24 protein-coding genes, 2 tRNA genes and 1 pseudogene are annotated in these 24,936 nt (G+C 52.1%); 13 read left to right on the top strand and 14 right to left on the bottom strand.

What is annotated here, in order from left to right:
* Window positions 1–15 precede the first annotated feature (15 nt).
* The 5 genes from fecA (at window position 16) to fecE (ending at window position 6,031) form a co-directional block, all read left to right on the top strand.
* Window positions 16–2,340 (top strand): TonB-dependent Fe(3+) dicitrate receptor FecA, encoded by a 2,325-nt coding sequence (fecA, locus tag WHR59_RS11265; RefSeq protein WP_080625124.1) that lies wholly within the window; start codon window positions 16–18, stop codon window positions 2,338–2,340.
* A 75-nt stretch (window positions 2,341–2,415) separates the two neighbouring features.
* On the top strand, window positions 2,416–3,315 hold the full coding sequence (locus WHR59_RS11260) for a Fe(3+) dicitrate ABC transporter substrate-binding protein (protein ID WP_200006967.1): 900 nt from the start codon (window positions 2,416–2,418) through the stop codon (window positions 3,313–3,315).
* Window positions 3,312–4,310: an iron-dicitrate ABC transporter permease FecC gene (fecC, locus tag WHR59_RS11255; RefSeq protein ID WP_043016466.1), complete on the top strand. Its 999-nt coding sequence runs from the start codon at window positions 3,312–3,314 to the stop codon at window positions 4,308–4,310. Before WHR59_RS11260 ends, fecC begins: the two co-directional genes overlap by 4 nt.
* Entirely contained in the window at window positions 4,307–5,263 is a 957-nt protein-coding gene (fecD, locus tag WHR59_RS11250; protein WP_080625122.1) for a Fe(3+) dicitrate ABC transporter permease subunit FecD, read from the top strand. The genes fecC and fecD overlap by 4 nt, the downstream gene beginning before the upstream one ends.
* Window positions 5,264–6,031 (top strand): Fe(3+) dicitrate ABC transporter ATP-binding protein FecE, encoded by a 768-nt coding sequence (gene fecE / locus WHR59_RS11245; RefSeq protein ID WP_080625121.1) that lies wholly within the window; start codon window positions 5,264–5,266, stop codon window positions 6,029–6,031. It begins immediately after the preceding gene.
* 310 nt (window positions 6,032–6,341) lie between these two features.
* Here the strand turns inward: fecE and WHR59_RS11240 are convergent, their stop codons facing one another.
* Window positions 6,342–7,088, bottom strand: a complete 747-nt coding sequence (locus tag WHR59_RS11240; RefSeq protein ID WP_338843998.1) for an SDR family NAD(P)-dependent oxidoreductase — start codon at window positions 7,086–7,088, stop codon at window positions 6,342–6,344.
* A gap of 71 nt (window positions 7,089–7,159) precedes the next feature.
* On the bottom strand, window positions 7,160–7,849 hold the full coding sequence (locus tag WHR59_RS11235; protein ID WP_338843997.1) for a YafY family protein: 690 nt from the start codon (window positions 7,847–7,849) through the stop codon (window positions 7,160–7,162).
* A 297-nt stretch (window positions 7,850–8,146) separates the two neighbouring features.
* Here WHR59_RS11235 and WHR59_RS11230 point away from each other — a divergent pair, with 297 nt between their 5' ends.
* Window positions 8,147–8,800: a LysE family translocator gene (locus WHR59_RS11230; RefSeq protein WP_043016471.1), complete on the top strand. Its 654-nt coding sequence runs from the start codon at window positions 8,147–8,149 to the stop codon at window positions 8,798–8,800.
* A 33-nt stretch (window positions 8,801–8,833) separates the two neighbouring features.
* Here WHR59_RS11230 and WHR59_RS11225 read toward each other — a convergent pair whose 3' ends face one another.
* From WHR59_RS11225 to WHR59_RS11215, 3 genes are read right to left on the bottom strand one after another with little or no spacing between them, the layout of a single operon-like run.
* On the bottom strand, window positions 8,834–9,529 hold the full coding sequence (locus tag WHR59_RS11225) for an alpha/beta fold hydrolase (protein ID WP_100194437.1): 696 nt from the start codon (window positions 9,527–9,529) through the stop codon (window positions 8,834–8,836).
* A 42-nt stretch (window positions 9,530–9,571) separates the two neighbouring features.
* Window positions 9,572–9,880, bottom strand: a complete 309-nt coding sequence (locus WHR59_RS11220; RefSeq protein ID WP_087050606.1) for an AzlD family protein — start codon at window positions 9,878–9,880, stop codon at window positions 9,572–9,574.
* Window positions 9,877–10,584, bottom strand: coding sequence for an AzlC family ABC transporter permease (locus tag WHR59_RS11215; protein WP_087050607.1), 708 nt, complete (start codon window positions 10,582–10,584; stop codon window positions 9,877–9,879). The genes WHR59_RS11220 and WHR59_RS11215 overlap by 4 nt, the downstream gene beginning before the upstream one ends.
* A 145-nt stretch (window positions 10,585–10,729) precedes the next feature.
* On the opposite strand from WHR59_RS11215, the gene WHR59_RS11210 reads away from it, so the two are divergent.
* Window positions 10,730–11,581, top strand: coding sequence for a LysR family transcriptional regulator (locus tag WHR59_RS11210; protein WP_228084740.1), 852 nt, complete (start codon window positions 10,730–10,732; stop codon window positions 11,579–11,581).
* A 108-nt stretch (window positions 11,582–11,689) separates the two neighbouring features.
* On the opposite strand, the gene WHR59_RS11205 is transcribed toward WHR59_RS11210, so the two are convergent.
* Genes WHR59_RS11205 through WHR59_RS11195 form a run of 3 tightly spaced genes read right to left on the bottom strand, consistent with a single transcriptional unit; the run spans window position 11,690 to window position 14,489 of the window.
* Window positions 11,690–12,445, bottom strand: coding sequence for an ABC transporter ATP-binding protein (locus tag WHR59_RS11205; protein WP_043016475.1), 756 nt, complete (start codon window positions 12,443–12,445; stop codon window positions 11,690–11,692).
* Between the two features lie 2 nt (window positions 12,446–12,447).
* On the bottom strand, window positions 12,448–13,473 hold the full coding sequence (locus tag WHR59_RS11200; protein WP_422388592.1) for a FecCD family ABC transporter permease: 1,026 nt from the start codon (window positions 13,471–13,473) through the stop codon (window positions 12,448–12,450).
* Window positions 13,473–14,489, bottom strand: coding sequence for an ABC transporter substrate-binding protein (locus WHR59_RS11195; RefSeq protein WP_422388589.1), 1,017 nt, complete (start codon window positions 14,487–14,489; stop codon window positions 13,473–13,475). Before WHR59_RS11195 ends, WHR59_RS11200 begins: the two co-directional genes overlap by 1 nt.
* A gap of 275 nt (window positions 14,490–14,764) precedes the next feature.
* On the opposite strand from WHR59_RS11195, the gene WHR59_RS11190 reads away from it, so the two are divergent.
* The 6 genes and pseudogenes from WHR59_RS11190 to WHR59_RS11165 all read left to right on the top strand — a co-directional run bounded on the left by WHR59_RS11190 (window position 14,765) and on the right by WHR59_RS11165 (window position 17,304).
* Window positions 14,765–15,097 carry an EmrE family multidrug efflux SMR transporter gene (locus WHR59_RS11190; protein WP_063941528.1) on the top strand — a complete coding sequence of 111 codons (333 nt, stop codon included), beginning with the start codon at window positions 14,765–14,767 and terminating at the stop codon, window positions 15,095–15,097.
* Window positions 15,098–15,130: 33 nt separating this feature from the next.
* A pseudogene (locus WHR59_RS11185) lies at window positions 15,131–15,389 on the top strand (hypothetical protein).
* A gap of 168 nt (window positions 15,390–15,557) precedes the next feature.
* Entirely contained in the window at window positions 15,558–16,040 is a 483-nt protein-coding gene (locus WHR59_RS11180) for a glutathione peroxidase (protein WP_043016478.1), read from the top strand.
* Window positions 16,041–16,239: 199 nt separating this feature from the next.
* Window positions 16,240–16,316, top strand: a tRNA-Val gene (locus WHR59_RS11175).
* Window positions 16,317–16,320: 4 nt separating this feature from the next.
* A tRNA-Val gene (locus tag WHR59_RS11170) sits at window positions 16,321–16,397 on the top strand.
* A gap of 184 nt (window positions 16,398–16,581) precedes the next feature.
* A complete protein-coding gene (locus WHR59_RS11165) occupies window positions 16,582–17,304 on the top strand; it encodes a substrate-binding domain-containing protein (RefSeq protein WP_087050618.1) in 723 nt (240 codons plus the stop codon).
* Here WHR59_RS11165 and WHR59_RS11160 read toward each other — a convergent pair.
* From WHR59_RS11160 to puuE, 6 genes are all read right to left on the bottom strand, one after another.
* Entirely contained in the window at window positions 17,291–18,043 is a 753-nt protein-coding gene (locus tag WHR59_RS11160) for an ABC transporter ATP-binding protein (RefSeq protein WP_043016522.1), read from the bottom strand. The two genes, WHR59_RS11165 and WHR59_RS11160, sit on opposite strands and share 14 nt — an antisense overlap.
* Entirely contained in the window at window positions 18,040–19,044 is a 1,005-nt protein-coding gene (locus WHR59_RS11155; RefSeq protein ID WP_100194443.1) for a FecCD family ABC transporter permease, read from the bottom strand. The genes WHR59_RS11160 and WHR59_RS11155 overlap by 4 nt, the downstream gene beginning before the upstream one ends.
* Window positions 19,031–20,086 (bottom strand): ABC transporter substrate-binding protein, encoded by a 1,056-nt coding sequence (locus tag WHR59_RS11150; RefSeq protein WP_100194444.1) that lies wholly within the window; start codon window positions 20,084–20,086, stop codon window positions 19,031–19,033. Before WHR59_RS11150 ends, WHR59_RS11155 begins: the two co-directional genes overlap by 14 nt.
* A 158-nt stretch (window positions 20,087–20,244) precedes the next feature.
* A complete protein-coding gene (locus tag WHR59_RS11145; RefSeq protein ID WP_100194445.1) occupies window positions 20,245–21,255 on the bottom strand; it encodes an ABC transporter substrate-binding protein in 1,011 nt (336 codons plus the stop codon).
* A 9-nt stretch (window positions 21,256–21,264) separates the two neighbouring features.
* Complete coding sequence (locus WHR59_RS11140) at window positions 21,265–23,397, bottom strand: TonB-dependent receptor (protein ID WP_100194446.1); 2,133 nt, start codon at window positions 23,395–23,397, stop codon at window positions 21,265–21,267.
* A 214-nt stretch (window positions 23,398–23,611) separates the two neighbouring features.
* Entirely contained in the window at window positions 23,612–24,874 is a 1,263-nt protein-coding gene (gene puuE / locus WHR59_RS11135) for a 4-aminobutyrate transaminase (RefSeq protein WP_043016527.1), read from the bottom strand.
* Window positions 24,875–24,936 lie beyond the last annotated feature (62 nt).

The following is a 24,936-nucleotide window of genomic DNA, read 5'->3' as shown; positions in this document are numbered from 1 at the left end:
GATGATGGAGAAGGTATGACGCCTTTACGCGTTTTTCGCAAAACAACACCTTTGGTTAACGCCATTCGCCTGAGCCTGCTGCCGCTGGCGGGGTTATCGTTATCCGCCTTCGCAGCACAGGTTGATATCGCTCCGGGTTCGCTCGACAAAACCCTTAACCAGTATGCCGCGCTCAGCGGAATTACCCTGTCGGTTGACGCCAGCCTGACGCGCGGCAAACAGAGTGACGGTCTTCACGGTGACTACGACGTCCAAACTGGTCTGCAACACCTGCTGAGCGGTAGCGGCCTGCAGGTGAAATCGCTGGGCAATAACAGCTGGACGCTTGAGCTTGCGCCAACCCCGCAAGAAGATGCTCTGACCGTAGTGGGCGACTGGCTGGGAGATGCGCGCGAAAACGACGTATTCGAACATGCTGGCGCGCGTGACGTTATCCGCCGTGAGGATTTCGCCAAAACCGGTGCAACAACTATGCGCGAGGTGCTGAACCGCATTCCTGGCGTCACCGCCCCGGAAAACAACGGTACCGGCAGCCACGATCTGGCAATGAACTTTGGTATTCGCGGTCTGAACCCGCGCCTCGCCAGTCGATCAACCGTACTGATGGACGGTATTCCCGTGCCGTTTGCCCCTTACGGCCAGCCACAGCTTTCACTGGCACCCGTCTCGCTCGGAAATATGGACGCCATCGACGTGGTACGCGGCGGTGGAGCAGTGCGTTACGGGCCGCAGAGCGTGGGCGGCGTGGTGAACTTTGTCACCCGCGCTATTCCGCAAGACTTCGGTATCGAAGCCGGCGTGGAAGGCCAGCTCAGCCCAACGTCCTCACAGAATAATCCAAAAGAGACACACAACCTGATGATGGGCGGTACGGCAGATAACGGTTTTGGTACCGCCCTGCTATACTCCGGCACTCGCGGCAGCGACTGGCGCGAACACAGCGCGACGCGCATCGACGACCTGATGCTGAAAAGCAAATATGCGCCAAACGAAGTGCATACCTTCAACAGTCTGTTGCAATACTACGACGGTAAAGCCGACATGCCCGGTGGCCTGTCTCGCGCGGATTACAACGCCGATCGCTGGCAATCCACACGCCCTTACGATCGCTTCTGGGGACGCCGCAAGCTGGCAAGCCTCGGCTATCAGTTCCAGCCAGACAGCCAGCATAAATTCAATATTCAGGGCTTCTACACCGAAACCCTACGCAGCGGATATCTGGAACAGGGCAAACGCCTCACCCTTTCACCGCGTAACTACTGGGTACGCGGCATCGAACCTCGCTACAGTCAGAGCTTTATGATGGGCTCTTCCGCGCACGAAGTGGGCGTAGGTTACCGCTATGTGAGCGAGTCGACCCATGAAATGCGTTACTACACCGCCACCAGCAGCGGACAACTGCCGTCCAACGCCAGCCCTTACGATCGCGACACCCGTTCCGGCACCGAAGCGCACGCCTGGTATCTGGATGACAAAATCGACGTCGGCAACTGGACTATCACACCGGGTATGCGCTTTGAACATATCGAGTCATATCAGAACAACGCCATCAAAGGCACACATGAGGAAGTGAGCTATAACGCCCCACTTCCGGCGCTAAACGTGCTCTATCACCTGACTGACAGCTGGAATCTTTATGCAAACACCGAAGGCTCGTTCGGCACCGTACAGTACAGCCAAATTGGCAAGGCTGTGCAAAGCGGCAATGTGGAACCGGAAAAAGCGCGAACCTGGGAGCTTGGAACCCGATACGACGATGGCGCGCTGACAGCGGAAATGGGGCTGTTCCTGATTAACTTTAATAATCAGTACGATTCTAACCAGACCAACGACACCGTTACCGCACGCGGTAAAACGCGCCATACCGGGCTGGAAACCCAGGCCCGCTATGACCTCGGCACGCTGACGCCAACGCTCGACGACGTGTCGATCTACGCAAGCTATGCGTATGTGAATGCCGAGATTCGTGAGAAAGGCGATACCTACGGCAATCAGGTGCCTTTCTCGCCGAAACACAAAGGCACGTTGGGCGTGGACTATAAGCCGGGCAACTGGACCTTCAACCTGAACAGCGATTTCCAGTCCAGCCAGTTTGCGGATAACGCCAATACCGTTAAAGAGAGCGCCGACGGCAGCACCGGCCGCATCCCTGGCTTCATGCTCTGGGGCGCACGCGTAGCCTATGACTTTGGTCCGCAGATGGCAGACCTGAATCTGGCGTTCGGCGTGAAAAATATTTTCGACCAGGCGTATTTCACCCGCTCTTACGACGACAACAACAAAGGCATCTACACAGGCCAACCGCGCACGCTGTATATGCAGGGGTCGTTGAAGTTCTAAATCCCGTTTGCCCGGCCTGAATGCTGTTTTTTACAGGCCGGGTAAGCGCAGCGCCACAAGACACAGGCAACTCACATGTTCACACCATTACGCACGCTATTCGCCGCTCTGCTACTCACCAGTCACGCCTTTGCCGCCACGATACATGACGAACATGGCACCTTTACGCTTGATAAAACGCCACAGCGGATAGTCGTGCTGGAACTGTCGTTCGCGGATGCACTGGCCGCCGTCGATGTCAGTCCGGTCGGCATTGCCGACGATAACGACGCCGCGCGCATTCTTCCAGAGGTTCGCGCCCGTCTTAACCCCTGGCAATCTGTCGGCACGCGTGCACAGCCAAGTTTAGAAGCTATCAGCGTGCTGAAACCGGATCTGATCATTGCCGACAGCAGCCGCCATGCGGCTATTTACAGCGCATTACAGCAAATCGCACCGGTGCTGCTGCTTAAGTCTCGCAATGAAACCTACGCTGAAAATCTGCAGTCTGCGGCCATCATCGGTGAAGTCGTTGGCAAAAAGGCACAGATGCAGTTACGTCTGGAGCGACACAAACAACAGATGTCGGCATGGGCCAGCCAGTTGCCAAAAGGCACGCTGGTGTTGTTCGGTACCTCTCGGGAGCAGCAGTTCAACCTGCACACGCAGGAGACCTGGACCGGGAGCGTTTTGACCGCTCTGGGGCTGAAGGTACCTGCGGCGATGTCGGGCGCGTCTATGCCGTCCATCGGACTGGAACAGTTGCTGGCGCTCAATCCTGCATGGCTGCTGGTCGCGCACTATCGCGAAGAAAGCATCGTTAAACGCTGGCAGCAAGACCCGCTATGGCAGATGTTAACCGCGGCGCAAAAACAGCAGACGGCGTCGGTCGACAGTAACGCCTGGGCGCGAATGCGCGGCATTTTCGCGGCCGAACGCATTGCCAGCGACACGGTAAAAATCTTTCATCACCAGCCTTTATCCGATGTGAAATGACAGTTTTCAAACATCCAGCGTTGCAGTGGGGACTTCCCCTTGTCGCGCTTATCGCAATCTTCTGGCTGAGTCTGTTTTGCTACTCGGCCATTCCTGTTTCTGGCGTTGATGCCATTCGCGCCCTGCTGCCGGGTCATGTGCCGACGCTTCCACAAGCGCTGGTGCAAAACCTTCGTCTGCCGCGAAGCCTGGTCGCCATTCTGATCGGCGCAAGCCTGGCTCTCGCGGGAACGCTGCTGCAGACGCTGACGCATAATGCAATGGCCTCCCCTTCGCTACTCGGCATTAACAGCGGCGCGGCGTTGGCGATGGCACTCACCAGCGCCATCAGCCCTGTGTCCATAACGGGTTACTCCATCGCCTTTATCGCCGCCTGCGGCGGCGGCGTGAGCTGGCTGCTGGTGATGACCGCAGGCGGTGGATTCCGCCATACCCAGGACAGAAACAAACTGATCCTCGCGGGTATCGCGTTCTCGGCTTTTTGTATGGCCCTGACCCGTATCACCCTGCTGCTGACGGAAGATCACGCCTACGGCATTTTTTACTGGCTTGCGGGAGGCGTATCCCACGCACGCTGGCAGGAATTCTGGCAGCTTTTCCCGGTGGTGGCGGTTGCTGTACCGGTGGTGTTGCTGATGGCTAATCAACTGAACCTGCTTAACGTCAGCGACAGCACCGCCCGCACGCTGGGGGTGAATCTGCCGAAGCTACGTTTAATCATCAACATTCTGGTGCTGCTTCTGGTCGGTACCTGCGTCAGCGTGGCTGGCCCGGTGGCATTTATCGGCCTGCTGATGCCACATCTGGCTCGCTTCTGGGTGGGATTCGACCAGCGCAAAGTCCTGCCGATGAGCATGCTTATGGGCGCCACGCTGCTGCTACTGGCCGATGTTCTGGCCCGCGCGCTGGCCTTCCCTGGCGAATTACCCGCGGGAGCCGTGGTGGCTCTGATTGGTGCGCCCTGCTTTGTCTGGCTGGTCAGGAGGCGTGGATGAAAATTGCGCTAGTTATTTTCATCGCCCTCGCGCTGGCAGGATTTTCAGTGCTGTCGCTGCAAATGGGAGTGATCTCCGTTCCCTGGCGCGCCCTGCTGACCGACTGGCAGACCGGGCGCGAGTATCATTACGTGTTAACGGCGTACCGCCTGCCGCGACTGCTGCTAGCGCTGTTTGTTGGCGCAGCCCTCGCGGTTGCAGGCGTGCTGGTGCAGGGGATCGTGCGTAACCCCCTGGCATCGCCGGATATACTCGGCGTAAACCATGCCGCCAGCCTGGCCTCTGTGGGCGCACTGCTTCTCCTGCCGTCACTCCCGGTGATTGCACTACCGCCGCTGGCCTTTGCCGGTGGTATGGCGGGCCTGATCCTGTTGAAAATGCTGGCAAACTCCAGCCAACCAATAAAGCTGGCGCTCACCGGGGTCGCGCTTTCTGCCTGCTGGGCCAGCCTGACGGATTATCTGATGCTCGCGCGCCCGCAGGATGTGAACAGCGCCCTGCTCTGGCTAACCGGCAGTTTATGGGGCCGTGACTGGAGCTTTGTGAAGATTGCCCTCCCGCTGCTGATGTTGTTTCTGCCGCTGAGCCTGAGTTTTTGCCGCGATCTCGACCTCCTGGCATTGGGCGATGCGCGCGCCACCACGCTCGGTGTGTCGGTACCGCGTACCCAGTTCCGGGCTTTGCTACTGGCTGTTGCTATGACGTCAACCGGCGTGGCCGTCTGCGGCCCGATCAGCTTTATTGGGCTTGTGGTGCCGCATATGGTGCGCAGCATTACCGGCGGACGTCACCGCTGGCTGCTGCCCGTTTCGGCCCTGGCAGGTGCATTGCTGCTGGTGGTTGCCGATATGCTGGCGCGAATTATTCATCCCCCGCTGGAGCTTCCAGCTGGCGTGCTGACCGCCATTATCGGTGCGCCATGGTTTGTCTGGCTGCTTGTGAGAATGCGATAAATGACATTACGAACTGAGAATCTGACGGTCTGTTACGGTACAAATAAGGTGCTTGACGGCGTTTCACTCGCACTGCCAGCGGGGAAGATAACCGCCCTGCTCGGCCCTAACGGTTGCGGGAAATCGACGTTGTTAAACTGTTTTTCACGGCTGTTAATGCCGCAGTCCGGCAGCGTATTTTTCGGCGATCATCTCATTAACGCGTTTTCATCGCGCCAGCTCGCTCGCAGGCTGGCGTTGCTGCCACAGCACCATTTAACGCCAGAGGGGATCACCGTCCGGGAGCTGGTTTCGTACGGCCGCAACCCGTGGTTGTCACTCTGGGGGCGGCTTTCCGCTGAAGACAATACGCGGGTTAATACCGCCATGAGCCAGACCCTAATCCATCATCTTGCCGAACGACGGTTAACCGAACTTTCCGGCGGTCAGCGCCAGCGCGCCTTTCTGGCGATGGTCCTGGCCCAGAATACGCCCGTTGTACTCCTCGATGAGCCAACCACCTATCTCGATATCAATCACCAGGTAGAACTGATGCGGTTGATGGGCGAACTCCGGGCCCAAGGGAAAACGGTGGTCGCAGTGCTGCATGACCTTAATCAGGCCAGCCGGTACTGCGATCATCTGGTGGTGATGGCGAACGGACATGTTATGGCACAAGGCACACCAGAAGAGGTGATGAACCCTGGATTGCTAAGAACCGTATTCAGCGTGGATACGGAGATACACCCCGAGCCGGCATCTGGCAGGCCGATGTGTGTTGTGAAGTAGATGACACTGACCGTAATGGTATCAGGGTCTCAACAAGAAGATGACGAAACGGGGGAATAGGTTAATTAATCGTTCAGCTTAATATTAACGGGCGTCGGTTTGCTTGATACCGACGTCAGTTGTGTGCCAGGGGCGGACGTTGCTAATGGCATGATGTATGAACCAATCATCTATACACATATTAATCCATAACGAAAATATTGTTTTCACTAGCCCTGTAATGGAAGCGTTAATTTTATATTCTAACGCTTCCATTGAGCCTACCACTTTGGCAAAGCAATTCTTACACTTAAAAAGACTTTGGTTTTTTCTACTCAGCTAAATAACCTCCATCGATTGGATAAACGCCTCCGGTACAGAATGTAGAACTGTCTGACAGCAAGAACAATATGAAGTCTGCTATTTCCTGCATTTTTGCCATCCTTTTCATAGGGTGGCTATTTGCGAAACTACTTACAATATTTTCAGGGAACTCACTCATTCTTGGGGTTTGGACATAACCCGGAGCGACTGCATTGATTCGAATGCCTTGACATGCAAACTCTAGCGCTGCGGTTTGAGTTAAACCGATTATACCATGTTTAGCCACGGTGTAAGGTGCTAATCCAGGAATGCCAACCAGACCATTTACTGCAGATAAATTAACTATAGATCCACCAAACTTCATCATCTGGGGTATTTCATATTTTAGGCAGTGAAAAACGCCGCTCAATGAGGTAGCAATAACCTTATCCCAGTTTTCAACTGTCTGCTCTGTTATATTTTTACCATGTTCACCTGTTAAGCCTGCATTATTTACAGCATAATCAAGCCTGCCGAAATGTTTGATAACCTCATCTATCATTTGCCGTACTTGTTCGGGCTGTGACACATCACATCCGATCCCCATGGCTTGTTGTCCCTGTGAAGATAATTGTTTCGCTTTTTGTTTAGCCTGTTCTGACGAGCGGGATACAATAACAACTTTTGCACCATGCTTATGTAATTTCTCTGCGACGGCCTCACCTATACCTGTAGTGCTTCCTGTTATAACGGCAATTTTATTCTGGAAATTCATAACCACCCCCTATGAAGTAGAATTGAGTCTTTCATCTGGGATAGTATACAAACCATCTGTGACAGTTTTTGTCAGTACTCTTTCCCCTCGCAGATCCCTTCTTTTATTCTCCATTTTTTCAATAAAATTGTCCTGCTTTCACAATAGTTGGAGTCAAGTTGCACAATATCTTCAATTTTGTCAGTTCTAAAATGACGAAAATCATTTCTCATCTCGCACCATGCAACCAAAAGCCAGCACGACTCCATGTATACCAATCCGATGGGCCATATGACTCGTGAAGTGTAAGAATCTTTTTTATCACAATAATTTATTTTGATTTTCTTTCTTTTTTTTATAGCATTGCGAATGTCTTCAAAAAAAATCTCATTGTTTTCTGAAGGACCGATCAGATAGGATTGACTCTCAATAAGATTTTTCAATTCACTGGGAATGACGGCGTGTATTTTCGCAAGCGCATTCTTTGCGGTAATTTTGAAATTACAATCTGTATTGTGCGATACCCAATTTAACCCAAGTGTAATAGCATTTATTTCTTCATGAGAAAGATTTAAGGGAGGCAAATGAAAGTCAGATTTAACGATATAACCAATTCCAGCTCCACCTTCAATGCATACTCCTTGATGCTGCAGCGTTTTTATATCTCTGTAAAGGGAGCGTACACTTATTCCCAATCTTTCTGAGAGGATGGATGCTGTGATCGGATATCTTTGTGCCCTTAATATTTGTAGTAACTCGAGAAGTCTTTCTGTTCTAGTCATGTTGATAAATCCATTTTGAGGCGATTTCTTAAAGCATCTGTTAGATAAACATATTAGTACAAAGCAAGTGTACATGGCTAAGCTGAACTGCTACCGATGATTAATACAGTGCTATGTTCGTAATGCGTACATAAGCGGTGATCATGAGTGTAAACATCCGCTTTTCGCTTACAGCGGATCTTTAACCCAGTTAGCATGTCAGCGCTGTGCCAGGAGCTGACATTGCAGTACATTCCGCTTTCGACTCAAATCGGACTGAGGTAACGTAGCGGAAATATTATTCCGGACTCTACCAAGATGCCTTCCATCGAAACGTTTATGACTTTCCTTCTCGCGCTGACGCTTCTGGAGATTTCTCCGGGGCCAGACATGATGCTGACTATCGCCCGAGGAGTCGGCCAGGGAAGACGTATTGCACTGCTTACGGTACTGGGCAATGTATTTATAGCTGGTTTTGTGCAAGTTTCTTTTCTTGTCCTGGGGCTGGTAACCGTTGTTCATGCCTGGCCAGTAGCGCTAGATTTACTAAGGTGGGTTGGTGCGGCTTATCTTATTTGGTTGGGCATAAAAATGATTGCAACTTCAGGCACAGATACGCGTCTGCGAAAAACGGCAAAAATTTCTGACTGGAATGCCGTTAAGGAAGGCGCCCTAAACAGCCTGACTAACCCAAAATCCCTGCTCTTCATGTTTGCTTTTCTTCCTCAGTTTGTCGATCCCGCAGCGGGTCCTGTCTGGCTGCAATTGCTTGTTCTGGGCAGTATCCAAAAGCTGGCTGGAATTGTTTCCCTGGGATCAGTCGCGATGGCATCAGGAGCATTTGGAAACTGGTTAGGTAAACACCCAGGCGTTATCAAATGGCAGGAACGATTTACAGGCGTTGTCATGATTGGCCTGGGTATCCGCATGTTGTTTAGCGGGTCCGGCATAGTATCGAAATCAGCCCGCTAAGTGCCAATAGCAGACCTTACCCACTGCAGTAATTTACCCGACTGAGATCCATTCAGTAATGGTTCTCGCCAACGCCTCAGGTTGTTCGAGCGGGATCATATGACCGCAATCCTTGATGGTTCTCAACGATGCACCAGGTATGGCATCGACCAGTTCCTCCGCCTCCTGCATGGAACGGATGGCGTCATCTTCACTGGCAATAACCAGAGTGGGACAACCTATCGTTGCTGAAGGAATACCTTGTCGGGTTAAGGTCGATTGCGTAATGAAGGCTTCAAATCCGAGACAACGTCCCATTTGCTGGATAGTAGAAATCATATCCCGATCTGATGCGTTTAGGGGGTGCAGTGACCGGGCAATAGCATTGCTGCTCAGCCCCTTAAACGTTGCGGGTGACAATGACTGCACGCTTTGCCGCTTTGATTCCGCCTCTAATGGCGTATCCTCCCGTAACGAACTGGCAATCAGTACCAGGGACTCCACACGATCCGAAAAATCTGCAGCAAACTGCCGGGCAATGTACCCTCCCAGTGAAAAACCTATCAACGTAAATTTGTCAGGCAGACAGGTACTCATATGCTGCGCGATATCATGGAGGGTTAGTCCTCCGGTTACGGAAGCATGATGAACAATACAGTTTGCCGGCAGGTATGTTTCAAATTCATGCCAGAGCATTTCATTCAGCATATACCCGGGAATTAAAACGATCGTTCGTGGCATTAGGCTCATAGCACTCGCTTAAATGTATCGAAGGATTAGCTCAGGAACGGTTTAAAAATATCTGACCAAGGCTGAAACGACAATCCCAAGGGTGATAGCTATTAAAGGTCTTTTATAAACCAGCATCACGACGGCCGTGGTCAATAATGCCATCTGAGCGCCTTTGTCGCCTGTGAGGGCAACGGGGGCTAAAATCGCCACGAGAACGGAGCCTGACATCCCCTGAATAAAGGCTTTTATTCGGTGATTAAAAGGCACAAAGGACATAATCCAGACACCACCCCATCGGGTAACGAGTGTGACCAACGCCATAATAAAAATAATAATAAGAGGTCCTGTGCCTACCGTCTCAATACTCATTTTTTCTCTCTCATGATAATTCCAGTAATACCTCCGGCGAGGGCTCCAGCGATCACATGACTATTTTCTGGTAACCATTTATACGCTATCAGCGAGGCACTGGCCGCTGCGGCCCAGATAATCAACATCCTCAGGTTTCTTTCCCCTTCGAACACCATAGAAAGGAGAAAACACCCCATGACCATATCAAGACCAACGCTTTTGGGATCCTGGATAACGCTCCCAAAATACAGTCCTGCCAGGGTCCCTGCTCCCCAAAAAAGCCATAACGCAAGACCGCCACCAAAGAGTAATCCCAACCCCGCGCTTCCCCTGCTGAATGCCTGTATGGACATGGCCCAGTTAGCATCGGAAACGACCATCATGATCCCGTAGCGTTTAGCGGGTGTTAACGCGCGCAACCACGGGTATAAAGTGGCCCCCATTAACAGATGCCTGGCATTAATGGCAAAAACGGTGGCGATAAGGGTTAATACAGGAACCTGATCGGTCCAAAGCTCTAAGGTGGCGAATTGAGCATAACCGGCAAAAACCAGCAAACTCATCATTGTCGCCGACGTCGGGTCCACTCCTTTCTGCGATGCGGCCAGGCCAAAGGCGGCACCAAAAATAGCGACAAAGAGTGAAACCGGGATAAGCTGCCGAAAACCATCCCATATCAGCGAATGATTAAGTTGAGACAAATCGGGCTGGTGATGCGTCATCCGGGACCTCATGAATTTCATAACAGTGAAAGCAAACAGGGGGCCACTATGACAGTATTGTGGAATCGATAAAAACGCATAATAATTGATATTAATATTTGATTATCGAATGCAAGGCTCAAAGGTGCATCATCAAGACCTCCAGATGGACTGGCTTAAATGTTTTGTCGCGGTAGTGGATGCGGGATCGCTTTCGGCTGCGGCACCTGAAGTCCATCGCTCACAATCTGCGGTCAGCATGCAACTTAAAAAGCTGGAATCTGCATTAGGGTGTCAGCTTTTACTTCGCGGCCCTCGTCAACATCAACTCACGTCTGAAGGACAAAAACTGCTGGGGTATGCCAGAAGGATGCTCGACCTTCATGCTGAAACACAGGCCGCATTTCACGGTAAGGAGTTAACAGGGCGTATTCGTCTGGGAGTTCCTGATGACTATGCAGCAAAATACCTTACCCCTGCGCTGAAGAGATTTGCCCCTAACTTTGGGTCAGTCGAGATCGAACTGAGCTGCGAGCAATCAACGTCACTCATTCCTCGCGTTGAGAGCGGCGATCTCGATTTGGCCCTGGTCTCCCGGGAGCAACCCAACCAGGGCGCGTTACTGTTTTATGAACCGATGGTGTGGGTGGGTTCTCCACAGTTTGAGGTCTGGCGGCGCGATCCATTACCCATTGCGGTTTATGAAAGTACAAGCCTTGCTAAACGTAGTGCTATCAACGCACTAGCACTGCAGGGGCGGAGATATAAGGTGGTGTATAACAGCTCCAGTCTGTCGGGACAGATTACAGCTGTAGAAAGTGGCCTGGCTGTTGCCGTTCTGACCCAGTGCAGCGTGCCACCTCATCTGCAAATTCTTGGCAGTGAACATCTTTTGGGGCCTCTTGAACCCATGGAAGTCTCATTGTTCAGAAGCCATACTTCCCAGGGTTCTCCTGCAGTGGATAGTTTGTACGATTTGCTCCTCAGGACATTACGGGTCAGAAAAGTTGAAAGTTAAGACGATTTATTAGGTGCCTCAACGTCCGCTGCTCGCTCAAAACTGACATTCCAGTGATTTAATCCAGCGGACGCTGAATATTGATAATGGTTTCTGCGTAGGCCTATTTCAGGCGTACTGGATATTCATCATTCCCCGTTCAGTTCGACAGATGGTCGCATCGACCTGCCAGGTAGACTGAATCAGTTCCGGGGTAAGTACAGCAGCAGGCTCACCGGACGCCACAACCTGACCTTCACGCAGCACGACCAGGTGCTGACAATATTTTGCAGCCAGATTCAGATCGTGTAATGCCATAATCACGGTAATCGGCAGCGCGGAAATAAGGCGCATCAGCTCCAGCTGGAACTGGATATCCAGATGATTAATTGGTTCGTCCAGTAATAGAATATCCGGTTGCTGGGTGAGCGCACGGGCTATCTGACAGCGCTGACGCTCGCCGCCAGACAGACGCTGCCAGGTTCTCTGGGTCAGAGCATCAAGCCTCATCATCGAAAGCGCCTGTTGTACAGCATCTTCATCAGCTTGCCGCCATGGCGTGAATGCATTACGGTGCGGCGTGCGGCCGAGGCGAACAATATCAATAACACTTAGCTCCGCTTCCGCCTCCGCATGCTGTGGAACAAAAGCAAGCGTGCGGGAAAGCTGGCGCTGGCTCAAGTTACTTGTCAGCTTGCCGCCAATTTTCACCCCCTCACACGCGCAGGGCTGAACGCCAGCGATCGCGCGAATCAGCGTGGATTTACCAGAGCCGTTAGGACCGAGTAGCCCCACCGTTTGCGAACGGTGCGCAACAAAACTGATATCAGATAACACCCGACGAGCCTGGAGCGTCACACTTAGCTTATCAACCACGATATGCATAATTATTTATCCCGGTTGCGGTACAGAATCATGGCAAAAACAGGAGCGCCCACAAGCGCCGTTACTACGCCAATCGGCAAAACCTGATGACTAATAAGGGTGCGTGAGATCAGGTCTGCAAGAATCATAAAATGGCATCCGGCAAGAAAAGCAACAGGGATAGTGAGCAAATGACGATGCCCGGCGATCATGCGGGTTATATGTGGGATAACCAGCCCAACAAAGCCTACAGCACCGATGGCGCTGACGATTACCGCCGTAATCAACGCGGTAGTCAGCAGTAAAATAACGCGTACCTGAAGCACTCGCGTTCCAAGCGTCGAGGAGACTTCCATACCAAAGTTAAAGGTGTCCAGCGAGCGGCTATAGCAAACCACGATAAGCAACCCGATGATGACGACAGCGAAGCACAGCAGCGCATCAGCCCAGCGTACGCCACTCAGGCTACCCAGCAGCCAGAACATAACGCCGCGCGACTGTTCAGCATTGGCCGCCGTACTGACAATGTACGATGTTAACGCGTTAAACAGCTGCGTACCGGCGATACCCGCCAGAATGATGCGTGCAGAGTTCACGCGCATACCACCCGATAACAATATGATCAGCATAAAAGCGGTACAGGCTCCGATAAACGCCCCGACACCCGTCGTGATGGCGCCGCTGCCAATACCAAGCAACATCACGCTGACGGCGCCGGTTGAGGCACCAGCAGAGATCCCCAGCAAATAAGGATCGGCAAGCGCGTTACGCAACAATGATTGCAGAACCAGCCCGCATAACGCCAGCCCTCCACCGCAGCTGGCCGCCATCAGCGCACGACTCATCCGGTACTGCCAGACAATCCCTGCTTCTACGGCGGGTAAATCAAAGTGCGTTAGCCCCAGACCATTGGTTATTGCGCGAAAGGCAGTCGCGAAACTTACCGGTATATCGCCGGTTGCCGCAGCAAGGATCATCATGACCGGCAGACTTAGTATCCCGCAGGAAATTATCAGGCTGATTTGCCAGTAGAAAACAGATTTGCTCATCATCTGGAGGGAGCGAAAGCGTTCATCTGCTGGCTAATCAGTTCTACTGCTTCTACGTTACGCAATGATGGATTGAGCGACATGGCAGGAACCACCACGATATTCCCTTGTTTGACCGCAGGCATTTCACGGGCGACGGGATCGGTTTCCAGGAACCGTTTTTTAGTCTCTACGTCATCGGCGGGATAAAGCCGTCTTTCCATACTCGCAATAACAATAATATCAGGCTGAGACTTAACGATATGCTCCCAGGTCACCGCAGGCCACTCCTCATCAGAATCGATGATATTGTTCAGACCAAGTGTTTTATTAATCCAGCCTGGCGCGCCTTTACTGCCTGCTATCCATGGATCGCCTTTCAGACGGGGACTTGAAAACCAGTAAACCACTTTAAGCGGCGCTTGCGGTTGCATGTGGATTTGCTGCTGCGCGGCGACAATTCGCTCAGACAGCTTTTGCTTCAGAGCTTCACCACGTGCTGGCACATCAAAAACGCGCGCCAGCGCCGAGATTTCATCAAGAATGATATCGATTGAGTAAGGTTTTGATCGTGCGCCATCGCCGTTGGAGGTCGCTGTGACAGTTTTTGCAGTACAGTCGGCTGGAGAGATCCAGGTCCTGATCCCCAATTGTTCAAATTGTTGACGCGTAGCAACCTCTCCCTGCGGGCCAACGTGCCAGCTGTACTGAGCAAGAACCAGCTCAGGACGCTGGGCCGCTACGGCTTCGAATCCAGGCGCATTCTCAGCAAGTCGCTTTAACCCCGCCCCTTGCTTTTTCAAATCATCGGGTAATGCACCAAACCAAACAGCAGTGCCTACAATTTTATCTTTCAGTTCCAGCGCCAGCATGAGTTCCGTTTCATGTTGACCAATTGTCACCACACGTGAAGGTGCATGATTAAAGGTTTCTTTAACGCCGCAGTTTTCGATTGTCAGTGGATAGTGGCCGGCAGTTGCGCCAGTCAGGGGAAGCAACAGCAGTACAGACATCAACAGGGGGAAAGTGAGTTTCATAAGTCTACATTCAAGATATGTTATAACATAACAATATACGTATTCTAAAATTCGCTGTCAACGCATGGTACACCTCCTGCATATATCAGGATCTCAGAAAACGCGTACACGTCCGCTTCTTGCTGATAGCACACCTCACGGCGCTTCAGACGATCCGTTACGTGCCACGAAGATGACATTTTTTAAACTAAACTAAAGTAGTTAGCGTTGCGTTCAAACGCATCTCACCCTATGTGATACGATAATTGTTTTAGATTGTTACATGGGATCAGATTTTGAATTCATACATTTTCCTTGCCGGGGCCATCGTAGCGGAAGTCATAGGAACAACCCTGATGAAGTTCTCTGACGGATTTACACGCTTATGGCCATCTGTAGCAACTATTGTGTGCTACTGCACAGCCTTTTATCTTCTCTCCCAGACCCTGTCGACCATTCCAACGGGTATTGCGTACGCAATTTGGTCAGGTGCTGGAATCGTATTAATCAGCCTTTTGGGCTGGTTGGTAAGTGGGCAAAAGCTAGATTTTCCGGCGATCGCAGGCATGCTTCTTATTTGTGCTGGGGTTCTGGTTATTAATATTTTTTCAAAATCCTCCCCACATTGATTCTTTTCTCTTGCTTGAGCAGGAAAAGTGAGTATGAAAATACCAAAACTCCATACGAAACGTTTGCTGTTAAAACCAGTAGAAGCCGAAGATGCCTCGCAGATTCAGGTGCTTTATCCACGCTGGGAGATAGTTCGCTATATAGTCTCCTCATATCCGTTCCAAACGTATTTCAGACAGTAGCGGCATGCGGCTTATCAGGACAGAAAAGAAAGAGTATGTCAGCGGTTTGCTGGATTCTGAACTCTGGGAAATCACGCGCGACGAATGGAACGCTCGTCAGCCTGGTTAATATAAATTATGGAATGTCCATAACTGAACCGCAGAGAATTTCTCTTTTTGCCCTGCACCAATGGCAAGTTTATTAATCCTGCAGTTGCGATCATAATAAATAGATACGCAGCGAAGCCTGTCACTCGCGGGCAACATGAGTAATGCTATCTTATTTGAGGAATCCGGCATGACCCCCTTTCATCAACTAACTGCCACCAGTTTGCATGGCCAGCCCATCTCTATGGCCGACTACGCTGGCAAACTGGTTTTGGTGGTTAATACCGCCAGCCATTGTGGTTTCACGCCACAATATGCAGGCCTTGAAGCGCTCTACAAGAAGTACGCCGCGCAGGGTCTGGTAGTGCTTGGTTTTCCCTGCAACCAGTTCGGTAATCAGGAGCCCGGTGGAGCAGACGAAATCGCGCAAACCTGTCACATCAACTACGGTGTGAGCTTCCCGATGTTTGAGAAAGTGGAAGTCAACGGTGCCGCTACACACCCGGTGTTTCGTTACCTGAAAGACGAATTACCCGGCGTGCTGGGTGGGCGGATCAAGTGGAATTTTACTAAGTTCCTGATTGGGCGTGACGGCAAGCCGCTCAAGCGTTTTGCCCCCTTCACTACCCCAGAAAAAATAGAAGCCACGATCCTTACAGCGCTTAAAGTCTGAGCGCCCCTGTAATGCAAACCGCCCCTGGTATGCTCCAGTTCGCTGTCTGAATAAAAAACACGCTGCAAAATCAACAAAATATAATCAACTTGCTTAATTACTCTGCAATCGCGTGAGATCAGGAAGAAAAATGCTATTTCCCTCTTGCCTCATTCGGTCTGTGCCGCTAATATTCGTCCCCGTTGTCACCTACAACGTTGCGTTCATAGCTCAGTTGGTTAGAGCACCACCTTGACATGGTGGGGGTCGTTGGTTCGAGTCCAATTGAACGCACCATCTTGCGTCCGTAGCTCAGTTGGTTAGAGCACCACCTTGACATGGTGGGGGTCGGTGGTTCGAGTCCACTCGGACGCACCAAATCATCTCTTTGATTTGGTGCTATTTCCCTTCAAAACTCTCTTTTTATCTCTGGTTTGTATCCTTCAGTTTTATCATTTTCCATGATGATTCAATAGCACTGCGCTAAATCATTCTAAGTTCCATGATCAACGCGTATCATTCATCTTCTTCGCATAATGTCTTTCGCCAGAGAACGGATACCATGCCCTCTTCCATCCTCCTGTTCGCCGCAGGCAGTTTACGCCCGGCATTTACTCCACTGATAAGCCAGTTCACACACCAGAGCGGAATAGACGTTAAGGTTGAATATGGTCCGGCCGGTTTATTGCGCGAGCGGATTGAAGCAGGTGAACCCTGTGCGCTCTTTGCCTCGGCCAATCGGGAGCATCCGCAACGTCTGCTGGCTCAGAAGAAAGCGGTTTTCACGCAGACCTTTAGCTGGAATCAACTGAGTCTGGTCAGCAATCGAACCGGCGCCTGGCTGGATTTGCTGCGCGACCCAACGCTGCGACCAGGTACATCAACGCCCGGCTGTGACCCTTCCGGAGACTATACCTGGGCATTTTTCGACAACATGGATGTACTGGAGCCGGGACTCGGACAACAGCTTCGAACGCGCGCCATCCCGCTGGTTGGTGGTCGTGATACGATAAAAATCCCGCAAGGAGAAATAGCAAGCGCCTGGATCCTGCGCCAGGGGTTGGCCGATCTGTTTATCGGTTACGCGCATTACGCACACACGCTGCGCGCGTTGCCCGACGTACATTACGTGGCTATCCCTGATGAGCACAATATTCACTGCGAATACCAACTGGCGGTGCTTGATGCATCCAAAGAAGTGATGGCGCTGGTTGAATTCATACTTTCCCGCGACGGGCAGGCGTTTCTTACCGCCGCAGGATTCTTACCGCTTAACGACGAATAGAAAACAACGGCGCGATAAACGGCGTGTGGTGGTTCTCCACGCTAAGTTTTCGCAGTGGTAAGCCATAGGCCAGGAACAAATTTTCTTCCGTCACAATGCTGTCCGTAGGTCCTGCCCGCCATTTGCCTTCGGGGAGCAGCAGCAAAGTATGGGTGGCTATCTGTAGCGCATGCAGCGGATCGTGGGTTGAAAAGAGAATGCTGCATCCCTGATAATGGGCCAGATCGCTGATGAGTTGAAGCACCACCTGCTGATTAGCAAGATCCAGCGCGGAACATGGTTCATCAAGCAAAAGCGTCTGACACTCAGTCACCAGTGCCCGGGCTATCATCACCAGTTGTTGTTGCCCGCCGGAAAGTGAGCTAAACGAGCTGGAAGCAAGCTGCGCAATATTTAACTGCTCCAGCGCCTGCGTTGCTCTTTTTTGATCCTGCTGGCTCGGTTGCGCAAAAAGCTTCACGTGCTGTGCTCGCCCCATCAACACCACATCACTCACCGTATAAGGAAACGGCAGATGGCTATGCTGTGCCACAATCCCTATCCCACCGTTATTTTCAATACTGCCTCCCAAAGCAGGCAGCGTGCCGGTTAGCGTATCGAGCAGCGTACTTTTACCCAGACCGTTACGTCCCAGCACAGCCCAGATCTCGCCTTTTTGGCAGCAGAACGTAAGCGGGTCAAACAGCGGCGCGCGATACCCATAAGTCAGCTGATTTACACGCAGTGCGGCAGGTTTCATGATTTCTCCCGACGGCTGGAGCGGATGAGTAAAAAAGCAAACAGCGGCGCGCCGAATAATGCGGTGATAATCCCCAACGGTATCTCCGCATGCATCAGGGTGCGTGCAATATCATCCACTACAATCATAAAACCGCCCCCCAGCCAGAAGGCGCACGGCAGTAGACGACGGTGATCAACGCCCACCAGCAAACGCGCCAGATGAGGAATAACCAACCCAACCCAGGCAATACTGCCGCTAACCGCCACCTGAGCGGCGACTAAAAATGCGCAGCACACCAAAACGCTGCGTCGCAAAGGAACAACCGCGACGCCCAGCGCTCTGGCATCTTTGTCATTAAGCGATAACAGGTTTATCCGCCAGCGTAGCTGGTACAAAACCGTCGCGGCAATACCGACCGGAATCGCCAGCAGCAGTACTTTATGCCAGTTGGCCGTCGCAAAGCTGCCAAGCAGCCAGAACACGATATTGGGTAACGTCTCTTCAGTATCAGCCTGATACTGAATCAAGCTCACCAGCGCGGCAAAAAAGCCGCTCAAAATGATACCCGACAGGATCAGCACCAGCGTATTTTCCAGCCCCTGCAGCGCAGCAATGGCATATACCAGGATCAACGCCGTCAGGCCGAAGAAAAACGTTGAACCCATCATCAACCACGGCGACAGACCGAGCAAAATAGCCAGCGTGCCGCCAAAAGCGGCCCCGGACGTCACGCCGATTATATGCGGGTCGACCAGCGGATTATGAAATACTCCTTGCAGCGTCGCGCCGCATAAACCCAGCGCGCCACCCGCCAGCAGCGCCATCAGAATACGCGGTAGCCTGACCGTCCAGATGACCTTACCGGCAATCCCTTCGGCATCGCTAAAGTGCGTCAGGTGATAAAATACCTCGCGCAACGAAAGCGGATACTGCCCGAGGCACAGCGAACTGACGCCCAGCAACAGGACCGCCGCGATCAAAATCGGCTGCTGGGGTAAAAAGCGGTTACTTAGCTGCATCAGACTGCCAGTTCACGCGATAAAAACGCTGATAATAGTCTTGCGCCTGCGCATCAACATCCACGTCTTTAAAAGCATCCGGATACAGTTTCTTGGCCATCCATAGCTCACCGATCGCCAACGCTTCCGGCATCGGATAGCCCCAGGCTTTAGCGTATTCAGGCATCAGCCAGACGCGATGATTTTTCACCGCATCAATCCCCTGCCAGTTAGGATCATTTTGGATCTCAGTCACCACCTGCGGATAGCGATCCTGCACAAAAATCACCTGCGGATTCCACGCCAGTACCTGCTCCAGCGCAACCTGACGGGCACCTTTCACACTGGCAGCCGCCACGTTTAATCCCCCCGCGTGCTGCATCATCAGTCCTGTGTACTTCCCGGAGCCGTAAGTCATCAGGTCGGGGTTAGCCATATAAATACGGACTTTTTGCGCATCCGGGATTTTTGCAACCGGCGCATTAAATTTTGCCCGTGCCGCAAAAACGTAGTCGATTAATGTCTCGGCCTGCGGTTTACGCCCAACCACGTCCGCAATCAGGCGAATCCCTTGCTTTAACCCTTCGTTGTAAACCTGCTCTTCATCGGCCATGGTCGGGTTCATTTTATTCTGTTGCCCTGCGGCGTCCTTACGTAACGAGATAGCCACGACCGGAATACCGGCGCTTTGAATCTGCTGGATCATCTCCGCAGGCGCATAGTTAGCGACAAACACCACCTGTGGATGAATCGCCAGCAGGCTTTCGATATTCACGCTGGTGAGGTCGCCCGGTGTCGGCAATGTGGAAATTGTCGGCATAAAGCGTTCAAACTCAGGCCCGAGCTGTTTTTTCCAGCTCGACATCACGCCAACAATGTCCTGCTGCGCATCGAGCTGGACCAGAATATTTAAGGTCTGGTGTTGCAGCACGACCACTTTGTCGATGTGATCCGCTATCGTGACCTGACGACCAAGCTGATCGGTGATCGTACGGTCGGCCTGGGCAGAAAACGCAAACAACATGCTGGCGCATACCAGCACAAAAGAACGGAAAGTAAACATGGGATACCATCTGGATAGAGGAGTAAAATCGATATGCATTAAATTATATAACGTGATAACTGGCAACCCATTATCATCATGCGTCGCATCAAATCCCACATTTAAAAGGGGTAAATATGGCGTGCAATCCCTAGCGCGCCAGTCTTTACACGTGGACGCTACTCCTGTGGAGGTAACGCATTTAAAATTCGCATCGCCTGCTCCTGAGTAAGCGAATAATCGAAGAACTGGCGATAAAAATCTCGCGTCACGCTGACCATATCCAAACCGCTAAACAGCGCAGGATGCAGTTTTGATGCAGCCCACTGCAGCTGCAGCGCACTTTCAGTACCGTAACGATCCCAGGGGAACACGCCCGCCGGATTACGCCAAACGTTACCCTGCTTAACCGCGTCAAGTTCTTTGAACAATGCCGCGTAGGGTGAATTGCCGATATCACCGCAACCCGCCCCGAGAATAATGACCTGCGGTTGCCAGTAAAGCACCCGCTCAGGCGATACCTCTTTCATATTGCCGTTCACTTCTCCTGCCGCGTTCAATCCGCCCGCAAGCGTAATCCAGGTATCGATCAACGTGTGCCTGCCGTCGACTTTAAGCGGATTCAGCGATTGAATATGGAGTACCCGTGGGCGATGGTTTGCCGTCAATCCCGCCGTTTTAGCCTGCACGTCAGCAAGTACACGGTTTAGATACTGATTGTAAGCCGTCGCCCGGGCGCGCGCTTGCCCGGTACCCAGCACTTCTGCGGTTGTAGTGACCGATTTTTCCATCGAAGCATAGTCAGTAAATGCCATTTCAAGAGTCGGGATGCCCGCCTGGCTGTAACTTTGAGCATCCCCTTTTCCTTTTGCCACAAACAGCACATCGACGTGCCGGGCAAGCAAATCCTCACTATTGAATGATGTTCCCCATATCTGTAAGGCTTGTCTCAGGGAAGGATTGATTTTGAACATCCAGGGCTGGTTCTCCTCATGGTTCACCGTCGCAACAATGTTACGGCCAGCACCCAGCGTCATCAGTACCGAATGATGAGCAAACCAGCCATCAGCAATACGCTCAACTTGCATGGGAACGGTAACCGTGTGACCAGCATCATCCACAACCTGGCGTGTTGCCAGGGCAGGAAACGCCAGCCACACACAAAGCAGCCATGTGTGGCACGTTTTCATGAGTAACCTCTAAAAATCAACCTGAACAGAAATCTGAGCCTGACGCGGTGCGCCAAGTTGCGCGCTGGCAGCCCCTGCCCCCGTGTAACCGGTCAATGCGCCGGGAACAATATTGGTCCAGTAGTGACGATCGGTGAGGTTGGTGATATCAAACCGGAAGGTGGTTGGCGTGTTCCATAGCCTGGTGGCATAACGCGTGCCGATATCCACCGTGGTGTAACTCCCGACCCAGCTGTCATTGGCGTTATCAGTAGCCCGACGCCCGACATAATGCACGTTCGTGTCGACATCCAGTCCTGGAACCCGTTCAATGGTGTAGATCGCGAGGATATTCGAGGCGAAGCGTGGTAAACCAACAACTTGCTTACCATCCGCATTGCTGGCCGCGGTATTATGTAGCACCGGATCAAGCCAGGCTCCGCCGCCTAACACGCGCAAATTTCGGGTAATATGCCCATCAGCCATCAGTTCCAGTCCTCGGTTTTTCTGCGTTCCGTCCTGGGCAAAATCACCGTTGTCGTTGGTATAGGCAAAGGGGCGTTTAGCTTCAAACAGCGCAGCGGTAAGCAGCAGATCCTTTACTGGCGCATATTTTGCGCCCACTTCAACCTGGCGACTACGGTAGGGATCTAATACCTGCCCGGCATTGCGCGCCCCAGCGGGTGCGGTATCGCCCTGCTGCAAGCTGTCCGCCCAGGTGGTATACAGCGTGACGCTCTCCACCGGTTTATACATCAGGCTGGTAGAACCGCTCATGCCATTGTCTTTCTGCCGGCTACTTTCATGCCCAGTTTTGTTGTAGTTACTGACGGTAAACAGGTTCTCACTACCGGAAAGCAGCAAGCTCCACTGCGGGGAAAAATGCAGCGTATCGCTTAGCAAAAACGCATGCTGAGTGGTCGTTGCTGAATGATAGCGATCGTTAAAGTCCGGATATGGTGGTCGTGGGTAGTCGGGATGTTGATCAAGAGAAGAATGCCCAAGGGTGAAGGTTCCCCCGTTTCTGGGATTATAGTTTTTCCATACAAATCCACGCATTCCGGTAGAAATGTCCTGCGTCAGCCAGCCGGTATCAATGCTACCGGTCAGGTTCGCTAAATAACTGTTGATGGTAAAGCGACTGGCCGCCGAATTGGCGGTTGTGGTGGTGTAATCTCCCCGATTATTCGTCAGAGTGTTAGTCACTGCCGTCGATTCTCGATCTGCGACCTGGTGTAGCGCCCCCAGATCCAGCATCCAGTTACCGTCAAAATCATGCTTAATATGCATATCGGCGGTGGTCGTTTCGTCATCATGACCCGCATAAGACTGACCATATTTACTGTTCGTAGGATCAAATGCCGTGGGGAAGTGAACGCCCTTCGCCAGGGCAAAACTCCCAGGCATGCCTTTTTCATAGTAATGGTAATAGCTGAAATTACTCTCCAGCACCGTTTGATCTGTCAGTTGAAAATCCAGCCCTAATCCTGCGTACTGTCGACGGACATGGCTATCGGTGGTGTAACTACGGCCCTCATCATTTAGCAAGTTAAGGCGATATTTCACCCGGTCTCCCTCATCGATTGGGCCGCTGAAATCCATCGACGTCAGCGTTCCCGACCCTGTACCTTGCCCTACGGTTACGCGATGTAACGGCGTATCGACAGGTCGTTTAGACACCAGATTAAACATCCCCGCCGGATTGGCTGGGCCGTACAATGATCCGGCTATTCCATTCAACACGTCTATGCTCTGGAACTGTTCAGTCGAATATTCCGTCGTGGAGACGGCGTTCAGGCCATCAATCATATGATTCTGTACCACACTGCCCTGCATGCCGCGGGTTTGCGGGCGGACGCCGTCCCCCTGAACGGAAGGTAGGTAACGATAGGCATCTTTCACGTCTTTGATCTGTTGCTGATCCAGCACTCTTTTCGACAAGGTCTGTACCGACCAGGGAACATCAATCAGCTCACGCTCGCCAAGGCTACCTAACATTGCTTTTTTTTCACTCGCCGGCAGTTCATGTTTCGAAAACGAGGATTGTGACGAGGCGGGCGCCGAAACGATGACGGTATCTTCAGCATGCGCGGTTACGGCGGTGGAAAGACAGGCAAAGGTCAACAACCCAGAGGCTACTGGGGTAATTTTGTTATTTAACATTCGTTAATTCAGTTTGTTAGGTAGAAAGACTGGAGGCCACTAACGCAAGCGCCTTCTCTTGAAGAGTACAGTTGTTATATTTGTATGATAAATAGGATAGACTCAATCGATATGTATGTAAATATATAACGACGTGTAATTGGTCAATTTATAGCAACAAAAAAGCCGACGGTGATGACGACCGTCGGCTATGAGTATCCTTTTGACTTATGGATTATTTGGTTGCCGCTTTGATGATATCAAGCGCTTTGGCGAACTGATCCTGCGGAATGGTCAGCGGGTAAAGGAAACGAATAACGTTGCCATATTGACCACAGGTCAGCAGTAGCAATCCTTGCTCAAGGGCTTTCTTCTGCACGCGCTGTGCGGCGGCGGCGTTGGGTTCTCCCGTCGTTGCATCACAGAATTCAGCGGCAATCATAGAGCCTAAGCCACGCACTTCGGCCAGTTCAGGACACCCTGTTTGCGCCTCGGTCAGAGTGGCGCGCAGTTGTTCACCGAGGGCCGCCGCACGCTGGCACAACTGTTCATCACGAATGATATCCAGCACCGCATGAGCCGCCGCAATCGACAGCGGGTTCCCGGCGTAAGTTCCGCCCAGACCACCCGGCGCTGGCGCGTCCATGATTTCGGCTTTGCCCACGACGCCTGACAGCGGCATGCCGCCCGCAAGGCTTTTTGCCATGGTCATCAGATCCGCTTTATCAGCGTAATGATCCATCGCAAACAGCTGGCCCGTACGGGCAAACCCGCTTTGCACCTCATCAGCGATCATCACAATGCCATGCTCGTCGCAAATACGGCGGATGGCGGTCACAAATTCCGGCGGCGCTACTACGAAGCCTCCTTCGCCCTGGACGGGTTCGAAAATAATCGCCGCAACCTGGGTTGGATCGATATCGGCTTTAAACAGGCGCTCGATCGCTTTTATGGAGTCTGCCGTAGAAATCCCCTGCAATTCAGAAGGATACGGCGCATGGTAAATGGAGCCAGGGAACGGGCCGAATCCTTTTTTATAGGGCGCTACTTTGCCGGTTAACGCCATCGTCATGTAAGTACGCCCATGAAAACCGCCGCCAAACGCGATAACGCCAGGACGGCCGGTATGCGCGCGGGCGATTTTCACTGCGTTTTCTACCGCTTCAGCCCCGGTGGTGAAGAACGTGGTTTTCCGCTTACCGTCGATTGGCGCAACGGCGTTGATTTTCTCAGCCAAAGACACATAGCTTTCATACGGGACAATCTGATAAGCAGTATGGGTAAAAGCCTGAAGCTGTGCTTCGACTGCCTGCACCAGGCGAGGATGACGGTGTCCGGTGTTCAGCACGGCAATCCCGGCGGCAAAATCAATGTACTGATTGCCTTCGATATCGGTAATCGTGCTGTTTTCTGCCGACTGGGCATAAAAATCACACATTACACCCACGCCACGCGGGGTGGCATCCAGACGACGTTGTTGCAGGTTTTTATTGTTCATTCTTACACCTTGTCCATTAATACATTTAGGTTGAATTACCCTTTAAATTTAGACGCCGTCTG

The sequence above is a fragment of the Citrobacter europaeus genome, assembly GCF_037482245.1.
GTDB classification, from domain to species: Bacteria; Pseudomonadota; Gammaproteobacteria; order Enterobacterales; family Enterobacteriaceae; genus Citrobacter; species Citrobacter europaeus.
The sequence above is the reverse complement of the archived record's forward strand: the minus strand, read 5'-3'. Positions and strand labels throughout refer to the sequence as shown.